This window comes from Chitinophaga sp. Cy-1792, from assembly GCF_011752935.1.
GTDB lineage: Bacteria > Bacteroidota > Bacteroidia > Chitinophagales > Chitinophagaceae > Chitinophaga.
Genome location: NZ_VWWO01000002.1, coordinates 717,824 through 732,491 on the forward strand (window position 1 = coordinate 717,824; position 14,668 = coordinate 732,491).

The window sequence follows — 14,668 nt, forward strand, 5'->3', positions numbered from 1 at the left end:
AAGCGGTATTGTAATCAACAATATTTGTGATGCGTCCTCATATTTAAAAATTGAGTATTGTTATATGATGTTGTTTAAAAAGGAAAGGGAAATTCACAACGGGCCCAAACGTAGTTCACTACGCTGGCTATTGGGAATGTGGGTAGTAATAGGCATGTTTGCTTGCAAAGCCCCTAAAAACATTACGTATTTCAGAGACATACCTGACTCAGTCAGGTTTGCAGAAGTAAACCAGACAATTTATAAAACACCGGAAATACAGGTAGATGATATTTTACAGGTAACCATCCAGACTTTAGATCCTGCTGCTACCACCATGTTGAACCAGCAGGGACAGTCTGTACCAGGTACGGCACCGTCTGTGACAAGCGCGCCGGCGCCTGCTATCAATGGCTACCTGGTGGATAAGGATGGTAATATCAGCTTGCCACTGATCGGTAAATTACAGGTAAAAGGGAAATCTACTGATGCTGTCAGAGACGAAATTCAGGCCAAAGCCGGCGCTTATTATAAAGACCCGGTAGTAAATGTACGATTTGCCAATTTCAAGGTGACCGTACTCGGCGAAGTAGCCCGCCCATCTTCCTATATCATGCCTAACGAAAAAGTGTCCCTTCTGGACGCACTAGGCATGGCAGGAGACCTTACCATCTTTGGTAAAAGAGAAAATGTGCTGCTGATCCGCGACAACGACGGAAAGAAAGAATTCGTGCGATTCGATCTCAATAAGAGCAATCTGTTCACCTCCCCGTATTTCTATCTGCGCCAGGGAGATGTGGTATATGTAGAGCCTAACAAGAATAAAGTAGCATCTACAGATATGCAACAGGTAAAACGTATTTCTATCATGGCTTCTGTACTGTCACTCCTGATCGTAGTGGCTTCCAGGATCAACTTTTAATCTTTTACCATGCAGGAGAATTTGTATCAGACACTAAACGGAAAGTATGCAGTCAATGGAAACGGCCATCTGAAAGAACCTGAAAGTACTTTCGATCTCAGGAAACTTTTAGACCGCCTCGCCCGTTCCTGGTATTGGTTCCTCTTAAGTGTAATCCTATGTGGTGCACTGGGATGGGTATATCTGCGCTATGCTACGCCAGGCTACAAGATTAATGCTAAAATTTTAGTACAGGACCAGAAAAAAGGCGCCGATATTCCGGGAGCTGAAATACTGGACCAGCTGAACCTCTTCGATAACAAGAGCAGTGTCGACAATGAACTTGAAATTATCAGCTCCCGTTCCCTGATGGAACAGGTGGTCAGGGAACAGCATCTTTATATCCGCTATCTGGTTGATGGCCGTATGAAGAAAACAGAGGTCTATGGCAACGTTCCGTTTGCCATGGACTGGCTCAACCTGAAGGATAGCATGGCCGTGGCCAAATACATCCTCACACCGAAAGCTAACGATAGTTTTAATATCAGTATCGATACCTGGCAGAAAAATGCGAAATGGGGCGATACCATTCAATGTGCTGCGGGCTTGTTCCGTATCGTACGAAACGAAAAATTCCCGCTGGAACAAAAGGACTATACACTGGAAGTAAGTCCGGTAGATAAAACCGTAGCCGATTACCAGCGTAACCTGGAAGCTGCCATTCCCAATAAACAGGTGAGCACCATCGATATGGCCCTGACGTCCAGTATCCCGCAAAAAGGGGAACTGGTACTGAATAAGCTGATCGCAGCGTATCTCCATGCCAGTGTGGAAGATAAAAACCGTATCGCCGACAGCACCATCGCCTTCATTGATAACAGGCTGGTGATTGTTACAGGGGAGCTCTCCGGTGTAGAAAAGAATATCCAGCGCTTCAAGGAAGCCAACCAGCTGGCAGACATCTCCGAGCAATCAAAAGCTCTGGTGAATGGTACCGGTGATACCCGTAAACAGATCATCGACAACCAGGTACGACTCAACGTAGTACAGTCACTGGAGCAATATGTAAAAGACGAAAAGAACAATAAGCGTGTCGTGCCTTCTGCCATTGTGGTACAGGACCCTACGTTTATCAGCATAGTAGAAAAATATAACACCCTGCAGCTGGAACGGGAACGCCTGCTCCTGGCCAATACCGAAAACAACCCTGCAGTGCGCACCATCGACGGGCAGCTGGCCGGATTGCGCGGGGATCTCCTCAGTAACCTCGCTACCTTCCGCAGTAGCCTGGAGATGAGTCTGGACGCCCTGCAGAAAAATGCCGGTACCCTGGACCAGAAAATCAGGCAGGTACCTTCTACTGAAAGAGTATTTCTCGATTTCTCCCGCCAGCAGGCTATCAAACAGGAACTCTACCTGTACCTGCTTAAAAAGCGCGAAGAATCGGCGCTTTCCAAGTCATCCAACCTGGCCATCGCCAGGATCGTTGATGCGGCTAAAAGCGATCCTTTGCCCTTTAAACCCAAAGGGTTGTTTATCTACCTGATCGCCGTAATTTTTGGTATGGGATTACCGGCAGGTATTTTCTACCTGGGAGATCATCTCAACAGACGTATCCGCAGCAGGGAAGAGCTAACTACGCTTACACCAGTGCCGGTACTGGCAGAAATAGGACACTATACAGAGGGTACTTATGTGGCCGTGAGAAAAGACGTAAGGACGCCGCTGGTAGAACAGTTCAGGGCCTTAAGGACCAACCTGCAGTTTATCATGGCCAACCCACAGGAAAAGGTGATACTGCTGACCTCCAGTATGAGCGGGGAAGGTAAATCCTTTGTAGCGACCAACCTCGCCGCAGTGATTTCCCTGTCTGGGAAAAAAGTGCTGCTGATGGAAATGGACCTACGCAAACCTAAAATTTCTGACAACTTAGGGCTCTCCAATCATACCGGCTTCAGTACTTATGCCATCGGCAAATCTCTGGCAGAATCAGTGATAAAGCCCTCAGGTATACATGAGAACTGCTTCCTCCTGTCGTCCGGGCCAATACCCCCAAATCCGGCAGAATTGCTCCTGATGGAAAATACAGGACTCCTCTTTGCAGAACTCCGCAAACAGTTCGACTACATTATCGTGGATACCGCACCAGTAGGCCTGGTTACAGATGCCCAGCTGCTCGGCAGGTTTGCAGATGCAACACTATATATCATGCGGCAGGATTACACCTTTAAAGAACAGGCTAAACTGACCAAAGACCTGCTGCAGTACCAGAAAATGCCAAGACTCAACATCATCCTCAATGATGTGAAACAGGGCACTACCTACGGTTACGGCTATGGCTACGGTTATGGGGCAGATGAAGAATCAAAACCAGTAATTACAAAAATTAAGAAAGTATTCAGCAAATAATTAATTATTGAAAACACTATGAACCAGGATATCAAAATTGGAATTATCGGTTTAGGCTATGTAGGTTTACCACTGGCCGTGGAATTTGCCAAAAAATTTAAAGTAATAGGTTTCGATATCAATGCCACCAGAGTGGCTGAACTTACCGCCGGAAACGACCATACACTGGAGGTAGACTCGGAATTGCTGAAAAGCGTACTGACAGATTGTACCACGCCTACAGGCCTGTACTGTACAAATGAACTGGACCGCATTGCACCCTGCAATTACTATATCATCACCGTGCCAACACCGGTAGATAAAAACAACCGCCCCGACCTTACCCCGCTCTTCAAAGCCAGCGAAACGGTAGGGAAGGTGCTCAAAAAAGGAGATGTGGTAGTCTACGAGTCTACTGTTTATCCAGGCGTAACGGAAGATGAATGTGTGCCGGTACTGGAACGTATCTCCGGCCTCACCTTCAATAAAGACTTCTTTGCAGGCTATTCTCCTGAACGTATCAACCCGGGCGATAAGGAACATACCGTTTCTAAGATCCTGAAAGTGACTTCAGGTTCTACTCCTGCAGTAGCTGAAAGCGTAGATCAGCTGTATCGCAACGTTATCACCGCAGGTACCCATAAAGCCACCTCCATTAAAGTAGCGGAAGCCGCAAAAGTAATCGAGAATGCACAACGTGATATCAACATCGCCTTCGTGAACGAACTGGCTAAAATCTTCAACAGACTCGGTATCGACACCGATGATGTACTCCAAGCTGCCGGTACTAAATGGAACTTCCTGAAATTCAAACCAGGATTAGTAGGCGGTCACTGCATCGGTGTGGATCCGTACTACCTCGCACAGAAAGCTCAGGAAGCAGGTTATCATCCGGAGATCATCCTCGCCGGCCGCCGCCTCAATGATGGCATGGGCGCCTATATCGCGCAGGAAGTGATCAAACTGATGGTGAAAAAGGATATCCCGGTGAAAGGGGCCAAAATACTGGTACTTGGCGTCACCTTCAAGGAAAACTGTCCGGATGTACGCAATACCAAAGTAGTGGATATCCTCAACGAACTCAAAGACTATGGCACCGCTATCACCGTATACGATCCATGGGCAACGCCTGGTGAAGTGGCACATGAATATGGCTGGACTTCCCACCAGGAACTGAATACCGTTTGTGATTACGATGCCGTGATCCTGGCTGTAGCCCACAACGAATTCAGAGAGCTGAACATCAACAAACTCTGTAAAAACCGTGCAGTGGTATATGACGTAAAAGGTGTACTGCCTAAGGAACTGGCAGACGCCAGGTTGTAATCTCATTCATCTCTCAAAAATTAATCATGTACGAAAATAAATACCACAACAATAGTATAGCGAACAACACTTTCCTGGTGACAGGCGGGGCGGGGTTTATCGGCTCCAACCTGGTAGAATATCTCCTGAAATACGGCGCTTCCAGAGTACGCGTTCTGGACAACTTCTCTACCGGTAACATGGATAACCTCCGGCCTTTCCTGGATAATCCTGCATTTGAACTGATAGAAGGTGATATCCGTAACCTCGACGACTGCCGCAAAGCAGTTGCCGGAATCGAATATGTCAGCCACCAGGCAGCGTTAGGCTCTGTTCCGAGATCTATCAACGATCCGGTAACTACCAACGATGTCAATATCACCGGACACCTGCATTTGCTGGTGGCCGCCAGGGATGCAGGTGTTAAGCGATTAGTGTATGCCGCCAGCTCCAGCACCTACGGCGACCATCCCGGACTACCGAAAGAGGAAGACCACATCGGTAAGCCATTATCGCCATACGCGATCACTAAATTTGTTAATGAATTATACGGAGATATCTTCTCCCGTACTTATAACTTTCATGCGATCGGACTGCGATATTTCAATGTATTCGGCCCAAGGCAGAACCCACGCGGGCCTTATGCAGCCGTAATTCCGCTGTTTATCGAATCCGCACTGAAACACGACGCACCGTTTATCAACGGCGACGGGGAAACCAGCCGCGATTTTACATTCGTGGAAAATGCAGTACAGGCCAACATAAAAGCGATGTTGCTACCTAACCTCCGTAAACATGAGGTGATCAACATCGCCTTTGGTGAACGTACTACACTGAATCAGCTCTGGGAAAGCGTATCTGCCATCACACACATCGCCATCCCCGCAAAATACAGAGAAGAGAGAGCCGGAGATGTAAGACATAGCCTGGCAAATATTCAGAAAGCAAACGATCTTATTGGATACAAACCGGAGTTTTCCGTTCAGGATGGCCTGAAACTTGCCGTTGAATGGTATGCTGCCAATTTACAACGCAGCGAAGTGTAATAACCTGCCGCGTGGCGGTTGAGAAACCTTTTTATGAATTTAACCATATCGAAGCTACGACGCAAGTGGTCAGACACTGCCGTGAAATACCGGCTGCATGCCCCTAAAAAGCTGTCAGGTGACCATAAAACACTGATACGCAACTTCGGCGCCCTGTCCGTATTACAGGGCCTGAACATGGTGCTGCCACTGATCACATTACCTTATGTTCTCCGCATCTTCGGTGCAGAGAAATATGGGGTCATCGTGCTGGCCAACTCCCTGCTGGCCTACTTCCAGAGCTTTACAGATTTCAGCTTTAATATCACTGCTACAAGAGATGTGGCCATACACCGGCATAGTAAACGCACACTAAGCCTGATATATAGCCGCGTACTCTCTACAAAAACAATCCTGGTACTGTTCTCTTTTACACTGTTCCTGCCACTGGTCATTTTTGTGCCGCAGTTTGCAGACAATAAACTGGTGTTCCTGCTTGCCTTCCCGGCACTCGCAGGCTACGCCCTGTTCCCGGAGTGGTTCTTCCAGGGAGTGGAAGAGATGAAGTTTATCACCATCCTCTCCGCTTGTATCAAGATATTTTTTACCATCTGCATTTTCGTGTTTATTCATAAACCGGAAGATTTCTTCTGGTACCCTATGTTTAACGCACTGGGGTATATCGGTGCCGGACTGTATGCACAGTACCTCCTGAATACCCGCTACCAGCTCAGGTTTCGCTTTATAGGTTTCAAAAGGATTCTTCGCGTGCTGAAAGCTAATTTCAACATCTTTATCAACCAATTTCTGCCCAATCTATATAATAATTCTACCACATTCCTGCTGGGGATCCTCACAGGAAATGCTGCGGTAGGCGTGTATGGCGCAGTGAAGAGTCTGATCGAAGCTGCCAATACAGGACTGAGCATACTGTCGAGAGTGTTCTTTCCGTTTCTCAACCGCAACAGCGGTGCTTTTAACAAATTCAGGAAACTGATTCTGGTTGCTGGTATGGCCATGTGTGCAGGTATCTGTCTGCTCTCCATACCCATTGTTCACATCTTTCACCTGAAAGGAACACAGGCAGTATGGATGCTTTGCATAATGGCTGTTAGCATCATATTCATGGCCATGTACTACTGCTATGGTACAAATTATTTCATCGTCAAAAGAGCCGATAAACTGGTAATGAAGAACACCGTGTTTGCATCTATTGCCGGCTTTATCATGGCCTTTCCGCTCATTCTCCTTTTCTCGGGAGTGGGCGCAGCGCTCAACCTCGCGCTGGCACGTGGAATGATGGGCATAGGATTATGGTGGAAATATAAAACTGAAGAAAAATGAAACTGGCAATACATCATTCAAAAGGATCATTCAGCGAAAGATGGATCAGCTACTGCAGGGATAACGCTATCCCATATACGCTGGTAGACTGTTATCGCAATGATATTATAGAACAGCTGAAAGACTGTGATGCATTGCTCTGGCACTGGCATCATGGCGACTATAAAGCCGTACGCTTTGCCAGGCAACTGACCTACTCGCTGGAAGCCGCTGGTATCAAGGTTTTCCCTGATAGTAAAACAGTATGGCATTTCGATGATAAGGTAGGACAGAAATACCTGGCAGAGGCCCTCCATATGCCATTGGTACCATCGTTTGTTTTTTATAGTAAAGAAGAAGCAATGCAGTGGGCTACCTCCACTGATTATCCTAAAGTCTTCAAGCTGCGCGGTGGCGCCGGCGCCTCCAATGTGAAACTGGTACGCAGCGCGTCCGAAGCAGGAAGACTGATCAATAAAGCCTTTGGCCGCGGATTTGCAGCACGGGATCGTTTTAATCGCTTTAGAGATGCGTTATGGCGATTTAAACGAGACAGGAACCGTGCTGCGTTCCTCGGTTTGTTCAAAGGGATAGGAAGAATTTTCCTGCCCACTGTATACGAAAATATGCAGGGAAGAGAAAAAGGCTATGTGTATTTCCAGGAATTTATGCCCGATAACAGTTACGACACCCGTATCATAGTCATCAACGGGAAAGCTTTTGCTATCAGGCGTTATAACAGGGAAGGAGATTTTCGTGCATCCGGCAGCGGCCTCATAGGCTTCGACCAGAAACTGTTCGATGAACGGATGGTTCGGATCTCCTTTGACCTGGCCGATAAAATGCAATCGCAGTCGCTGGCACTCGATTTTATATACGACCGGCAGCAACAGCCACTGATAGTGGAAATGAGCTACGGTTTTATGATGCCCGTCTACGACCCATGCACCGGGTACTGGGACAGGCAACTTAACTGGCATGAAGGCCCCTTCAATCCACAACAGTTTATGGTAGAAGGCCTGATGGACCAGATCGTTCAACAAAAACCGGCACTTACATGAAACCATTACCGGTAAAAATATTAGTATCACTGTTTATTATCAGCCTGCTCTTCCTCAATAAAGAGTGGCTGGTAATCTATGGCTGGGGTATCACCCTGTTGATGTATCTGGCTTTTTTCCTGGATCTCAATAAGGTAAAGACCTTTAACTTCAGCGCTAACGTACATGGCTACAGGATTTTCCTGCTAGCCATGCTGGCACTGATGTCGGTACTATGGTCGCCGGATGCGGATGCCACTTTACAGCACACGTTTGTGCTGTTTATCCTGGTCATTAACAGCTTTGTTTTATATTATTTCCTCGTTCGTTATAACCTGTATTCCCTCGTGGCAGCGCTGGTGCTGGTGTATTCCTTTGTGAACTACTCGCTGGCATTAGGGCTGCCTTTCTTTGGCTTTCTTGAAAATCATGATGAAGAGGTGCCAAGATTTATCGGTACTGAACTGAATCCGAACCTCCTCTCTATCATGCTCATGTTCTCGATATTCCTCAGCCTCCTGGCTTTCCACCAGCGAAAGCTGAAATCTGCCGCCATAAAAGGCTTGCATATCGCGAATATTCTCCTGGCCTTATATACCATCTTCCTGACAGCCTCCCGCAAAGGAATTGCCTTCAGCTTCGTACTGATCCTGTTTTACTTTTTACTCAATTTCAGACGACTGATGGGTTCTTTTAAGACCATTGCCATCGCAGGACTGGCGGTTTTTGCACTGTCATTTTTTTTAAAGGGAGATTTTATAAGCGAGAATATTTCACCTGCGTTAGATCGTGTAGGCAGAATGGTATCAACGCTTGGTGGCCGCGATAATGAAGGTAGTACAGAGGAACGTGTACGCTTTATGCGGGAAGGATGGACGCAGTTCACTGCCAGTCCGCTGATAGGCTACGGCGCCGCCAGCTTCAAATATTATTACCACCTCTATGCGCATAATAACTACATAGAGTTATTATTTGGTGTAGGCTTTCTCGGCCCCCTGATCTATTACAGCATACATTTTTCTATCCTGCGAAAATTATGGCAGTACCGTACAGGACTGTTCCTGGCAGGATTTATACTCGTACTCATGTTCATGGATATTGGCCTGGTGGCCTATTACGATAAACGAATCATGCTGATGCTCCTGGTGATCATCATCATGTCGGAAAGGGAAATTTCAGAAAAACGGGTGAGCATCAGCTTGCAGCAATTCCCACTAAGTCTAAACTAAAATCTCCCGCCCATGAAAAAAAAGATTGTCTTCATATTACCCAGCCTGAAAGGTGGCGGCGCGGAAAAGGTGGTGATAAATATTATCAACTCACTGGATACAAGCCGCCTGGAAATATTTCTGATGATCATCTGCCCGGCATATGATTATCTGCCACTGATAACAGCGCCTGTTAAACTGATAAAACTGGAGAAAAACAGTACCAGCGCAGGTACCAGAGATATTTACCGGGTACTGAAAGAGATGCAGCCGGATGTGGTGTTCACTACATTGAATCATATCAGCATCGTCAGTATCCTGCTAAGAAGATTTACCGGAGGTAAATATATCAACGTTGTCCGCCTGCCAACGCTGCCGAGTAACAAACTGGGCGCTGGCTGGAAAGGAAAGGTGGAACGTTTCCTCAATACCAGGGTGCTGCGTCATGCGCATCACGTGATCGCACAAACGCAGCAGATGAAGGATGAGGCAGAACAGTTCTATGGTATCCCGGCAACAAAAGTCAGGCATATACCTAACCTGGTCAACAGTAAACAAATTGAAACAATGGGGAAGGAGCTGATCAATGTATTTGATAAAAGCCGCTTCAACATTGTGGCCGCAGGATCACTGTATTCTGCCAAAGGATTTGATGTGCTGATAAAGGCCATGCCCAGGGTCATACGGGTGATTCCCAATGCACGACTGCACATCCTCGGAAGGGAAAGTGTGGAGCCCGGCTATGGCGAACGCTTACGGGCGCTCGCCGGCAGTCTTTCGCTGTATGATGAGGTGCTGTTCCATGGATTTAAATCAAATCCATACCCTTATTTCAAAGAGGCTGACCTGTTTGTACTATCCTCCCGCAAGGAAGGTTTTCCCAACGTGGTGCTGGAAGCACTGCTGCTGGGAACGCCGGTGGTAGCCACCAGCTGCGTGGATTTTAAAGGCATCATTGAAACCGGTACCAACGGTTTTACTGTGCCTGTGGAAGATGAAAACAGTCTGGCTACTGCTATTGTAAAAGCAAGAAACCTGGAAGCACCTAAACTCGCTGTCAGGAATTTTGACTATTCATCATTTTTTATGTCAGTTTAATGAGATGAACAACCGTAAGATTTTATTTGTGATTACCAGCCTTGGATTTGGTGGGGCAGAAAGTCAGCTGCTGGGTATTATTCCCGCGCTGGCAGACAGAGGCTATGATATATCACTGCTCACCATCAAAACTGATCTCGGACTTATCAGCCGGCTGGATAGAAGAGCGAAACACTACGACCTCGGTGTGAAAGGAGTGAAGTCTATGCCTGGCGCATTGCGTAAACTCAATGCTATCATAAAGGAAGTGAAACCGGATATCGTACATACGCACCTGTTTCACGCCAATTTATTAGGCAGGTTTATCAAAATGCGCCACGCTGGTATCAGGGTTATCAATACAACGCATAGTAATTATGACTCGCATTCGCGGGCCATCAGTCCGTATCTGTGTTACAGACTCACCTCAAAATGGGTAGACTACCACAGTGCCGTGTCGGTGCCTGCCTTGCGTGCCCTCCAATCTAAATCCGGGATACGGAAAGAGCGGTCTGGTGTTATCTACAATGCCATTGATGTAGATAGTTTCATAAATACCGGTGTTCGTGTAGACCCGCCCGTATTTAAATGGGTAGCCATTGGCAGATTGATTGAAGTGAAGGATTACCGCAATCTCTTCGATGCCATGCAGCTGCTGTTGCCGTCAGGTGTAGCATTTACACTGGATATCGCCGGAGATGGTGACCTGAAAAACGAATTAAAGGCACAGGTAGAACTGGCCGGATTGAACAGACATGTGCGTTTCCTCGGACTGGTAAAAAATATCGCGCAGATGCTGCCGGATTATGATGGGTACGTTATCTCCTCCCGTAGCGAAGGCATGCCTATGGCTTTGCTGGAGGCTATGTCTGCCGGACTCCCTGTAACCGGTACGGATGTTGGTGGTATACGAAGTATAGTGGAAGGGGCCGATGGTGGTATTGTTGTTCCGGCAAGAGACCCCGTGGGACTCAGTAATGGCATGATGCAGCTAATGAAAATGAATCCACTGATGCGCCAGCGCCTGGGAGAAAGAAATGCTGCATATGTAAGAAACAATTTCGCTAAAGCAAGAATATTGGATTTCTGGGAAGATATTTATGAAAACAGGATCGCTGTTACTGCCTGATGTACTGTAGATAAAACTGTTATCATTTGTAAACTTCAAACTAACGTTTATGTACAAACGATGTTTAGTATTCGTAGTCTCCATCACAGTATGGATGGGGTGTTATGCACAGGATAGCTTCCGATACAGGCAACTGCCCGCTGCGTACAGCATAGTGTCTGCCGGTGCTTCCAATGCCAGTCAGGCGATGGGCGCGGCAGCCGGCTCCGCATTCGATGCAACCTCTGTACTGCCTGCCGGCTACGTCAAAGATGGCTCCGTCGATTATACACAACAGTTACAAAGTGCCATCGACGGTCATAATGTAGTGAAAATGCCCAATTTTCCGGTGATGATCAATGATAGGGGAATACAGTTGAAAAGCAACAGCAGCCTGATCTTTCAGTCCAATTCAAAACTGGTATTACAAGGAACAGACAAAGGGAAATATGCAATGCTGAAACTACTCAACGTGCAGCATGTAAATATCTATTCCCCGGTACTGGTAGGCGACAAGGATAATCATAAAGGTACTTCCGGCGAATGGGGCATGGGTATTGATATTCGCGGTAGCTCCGATGTAAATATATATCATCCGCAAGTATCAAAATGCTGGGGCGATGGTCTCTATATCGGACAGGCAGGAAAAGATAATACCAACAATAATATCAATATCTATTATGCCTCCATGGATGATAACCGCAGAAATGGTATCACCATCGGTTCCGTTAAAGGCCTGAAACTGATAAAACCCGTTGTCAGTAATACTTCCGGTACATTGCCCATGTGTGGTATAGATATTGAACCAAACAGCAGCAACGATATGATCGATGATATCGATATTGATCAGCCGGTAACCTATAACAACGGCAAATACGGACTGGTAATAGGCCTTGCCAGACTCCCGGGCCCGCTGCAGAAACAGGTAAATATCACCATAAATAAACATACAGATGATGGCAGTCCTACCGGTTTCTGGATGGGTGGCACTGAAGCCACTTACACACCGGCAGATAAGCCGCTGGCAGGAAATATACAGGTGATAGATCCTGTCTGGAAAAATAACAGTATGCCTTTTAAAGGTGGCAGAACATACGACATGGCACCACCCAGCAAATTCAGGAATGTATCCATCATGAAACAGGGTGGAATCAATGAAGTTGATAAAATTAAACGCGCACAGGCAAACAAGAAAAACTTAGAAATAGATTAACGAAAAACCAGGAAAATTTTAACCATATCTTATGAAGCTGTTTATTGTAGTAAATGTAGACTGGTTCTTCCTGTCGCACAGGCTGCCAATTGCCCTGGCAGCAAAGAAAGCAGGCTATGATGTTACCATCGTTACAGCCGACACAGGAAGAGCGGATGATATTCGGCGTCATGGACTGAAAATGATCAACTTTCCGTTTAAACGGTCAGGGATGAACGTGCGGGAAGAAATGAAGTGTATTCGTTTGCTGTATGCACTCTATAAAAAACATAAACCGGATGTGCTGCACCATGTAACCATAAAGGTTTCGTTATATGGTAGTATCGCTGCACGCCTCAATAAAATGAATGGTATCGTTAATGCCATCAGCGGCCTTGGGTACAACTTCACAGACAACAGAGGCGGTATTACCAAAAGAATACTGCTCACCATGATGAAGTATGGATTCAGGGGTGGGAACAGGCATTTTATTTTTCAGAATGAAGATGATGTGAGCGTATTCCGTTCATTGAATATTGTAGATGATAGAGATGTTACACTGATCAAGGGTAGCGGCGTGGACCTGGCGGAATTTGATTTTAATGTGAAGTCGATTTTGCAGGATACCGTACAGGTCTTACTGCCTGCACGTATGCTGCGTGATAAAGGTGTCATGGAGTTTATCGCGGCGGCAGAAATGCTGCGTCCGGAACTGGAAGGCAAGGCACAGTTTATTCTGGCTGGTGATATCGATCACGAAAACCTGGCTGCTATCTCCGCCGAAGAGCTGGAAAATATCACCGATGGGGATTATATCCGCTGGATCGGTTATCAGAAAGATGTGCGGCAGACTTTGCAGAATGCAGATGTAGTTGTATTGCCATCCTACCGCGAAGGACTGCCTAAATCATTGATAGAAGCCGCCGCCGTAGGGCGTCCTATCGTTACCACAGATGTTCCCGGTTGCAGAGAATGTGTTATCCATGAATATAACGGTTTCCTCGTACCGGCAAGAGATACGGAAACACTGGCTGCTGCCATGCGCCGCCTGATCCTTTCAGAAGAGATGCGGCTGGCTATGGGTGAGCGTTCCAGGGAGCTGGCAGAGAAAGAGTTTGGAGTGGATAAGGTGATCGAAAAGACATTGGATATTTATAAAAATTTAGCACAGGTATCGTAATGAATGTACTGATGAGCGGATACCGCGGGTTTGTGGGTACTAACCTGATTGCCTACACGAAGGATAACTGGAATATTACCGGTATCACCCGCCACCGGCAGGAAAATGATATCCTGCCTGATGTAATGACCTGGAAAGATGTTTCGGGTGCCGGACTGCCGGATGTAGCCACCGTGGTACATCTGGCAGGTAAGGCCCATGATATGAAAGGCGTAAGCCAGCCGGCTGCCTATTTCGAAGCCAATACCTACCTCACGCAGGAACTATTTGATAAATTCCTTCAAAGCGATGCCACCTGCTTTATTTATTGCAGCAGTGTAAAAGCTGCGGCTGATAAGGTGGAAGGTGTACTCACGGAAAACGTAGACCCAAAGCCGCTAACGGCTTATGGTAAATCAAAACAGATGGCGGAAGCATATCTCCTGCAGCAAAACCTGCCGCAGGGGAAATCGCTGTATATCCTGCGCCCGTGCATGATTCATGGGCCCGGTAATAAAGGTAACCTGAACCTGCTGTACAATTTTGTTCAGCGTGGCATTCCTTATCCGTTGCACGCCTTCCATAATAAACGCTCTTTTCTGTCGGTGCATAACCTGTGCTACATTATCAGTACCCTCGCTGCCAATGCAGGAAATATCCCGTCAGGGATTTATCACCTCGCTGATGATGAAGCACTGTCTACCAATGAGCTGATGAATATTATGGGAGAAGTTACGGGAAAGAATATACGAAAATGGAATCTCCCTCCTTCGCTGATAAAAAAGATGGCCAGACTGGGGGATTATCTTCATCTGCCACTCAATTCTGACCGCCTGCAAAAGCTGACGGAATCCTACGAGGTATCTAATGAAAAAATTAAAAACGCATTATTGCTACGCCATATGCCCGTTACGGCCAGGGATGGACTGGTAGCCACTATCCAAAGTTTTCAATCAACCTGAT

12 protein-coding genes are annotated in these 14,668 nt (G+C 46.7%); all 12 read left to right on the forward strand.

All coding sequences use genetic code 11. The features are described 5' to 3' along the window. Positions 1-64 precede the first annotated feature (64 nt). Genes F3J22_RS17200 through F3J22_RS17255 form a run of 12 tightly spaced genes read left to right on the forward strand, consistent with a single transcriptional unit; the run spans position 65 to position 14,667 of the window. Positions 65-901, forward strand: a complete 837-nt coding sequence (locus F3J22_RS17200) for a polysaccharide biosynthesis/export family protein (RefSeq protein WP_240155120.1) — start codon at positions 65-67, stop codon at positions 899-901. A gap of 9 nt (positions 902-910) precedes the next feature. Continuing rightward, positions 911-3,289 (forward strand): tyrosine-protein kinase, encoded by a 2,379-nt coding sequence (locus F3J22_RS17205; RefSeq protein WP_167019181.1) that lies wholly within the window; start codon positions 911-913, stop codon positions 3,287-3,289. Between the two features lie 18 nt (positions 3,290-3,307). After that, positions 3,308-4,594, forward strand: a complete 1,287-nt coding sequence (locus F3J22_RS17210; RefSeq protein WP_167019182.1) for a nucleotide sugar dehydrogenase — start codon at positions 3,308-3,310, stop codon at positions 4,592-4,594. 26 nt (positions 4,595-4,620) lie between these two features. Further along, the gene (locus F3J22_RS17215) at positions 4,621-5,619 is read left to right on the forward strand and encodes an SDR family oxidoreductase (RefSeq protein WP_167019183.1); all 999 of its coding nucleotides are present in this window, start codon (positions 4,621-4,623) and stop codon (positions 5,617-5,619) included. A gap of 33 nt (positions 5,620-5,652) precedes the next feature. Further along, positions 5,653-6,942 (forward strand): oligosaccharide flippase family protein, encoded by a 1,290-nt coding sequence (locus F3J22_RS17220; protein WP_167019184.1) that lies wholly within the window; start codon positions 5,653-5,655, stop codon positions 6,940-6,942. Beyond that, positions 6,939-7,982, forward strand: coding sequence for a RimK family alpha-L-glutamate ligase (locus F3J22_RS17225; RefSeq protein WP_167019185.1), 1,044 nt, complete (start codon positions 6,939-6,941; stop codon positions 7,980-7,982). Before F3J22_RS17220 ends, F3J22_RS17225 begins: the two co-directional genes overlap by 4 nt. Next, positions 7,979-9,190, forward strand: a complete 1,212-nt coding sequence (locus tag F3J22_RS17230; protein WP_167019186.1) for an O-antigen ligase — start codon at positions 7,979-7,981, stop codon at positions 9,188-9,190. The genes F3J22_RS17225 and F3J22_RS17230 overlap by 4 nt, the downstream gene beginning before the upstream one ends. A 12-nt stretch (positions 9,191-9,202) precedes the next feature. Further along, positions 9,203-10,267: a glycosyltransferase gene (locus F3J22_RS17235; protein WP_167019187.1), complete on the forward strand. Its 1,065-nt coding sequence runs from the start codon at positions 9,203-9,205 to the stop codon at positions 10,265-10,267. A gap of 4 nt (positions 10,268-10,271) precedes the next feature. After that, a complete protein-coding gene (locus F3J22_RS17240) occupies positions 10,272-11,375 on the forward strand; it encodes a glycosyltransferase (protein ID WP_167019188.1) in 1,104 nt (367 codons plus the stop codon). 49 nt (positions 11,376-11,424) lie between these two features. Next, positions 11,425-12,567 (forward strand): hypothetical protein, encoded by a 1,143-nt coding sequence (locus F3J22_RS17245; RefSeq protein WP_167019189.1) that lies wholly within the window; start codon positions 11,425-11,427, stop codon positions 12,565-12,567. A gap of 31 nt (positions 12,568-12,598) precedes the next feature. After that, positions 12,599-13,726 carry a glycosyltransferase family 4 protein gene (locus F3J22_RS17250; RefSeq protein ID WP_167019190.1) on the forward strand — a complete coding sequence of 376 codons (1,128 nt, stop codon included), beginning with the start codon at positions 12,599-12,601 and terminating at the stop codon, positions 13,724-13,726. Positions 13,727-13,737: 11 nt separating this feature from the next. Further along, the gene (locus tag F3J22_RS17255; RefSeq protein WP_205195394.1) at positions 13,738-14,667 is read left to right on the forward strand and encodes an NAD-dependent epimerase/dehydratase family protein; all 930 of its coding nucleotides are present in this window, start codon (positions 13,738-13,740) and stop codon (positions 14,665-14,667) included. Position 14,668 lies beyond the last annotated feature (1 nt).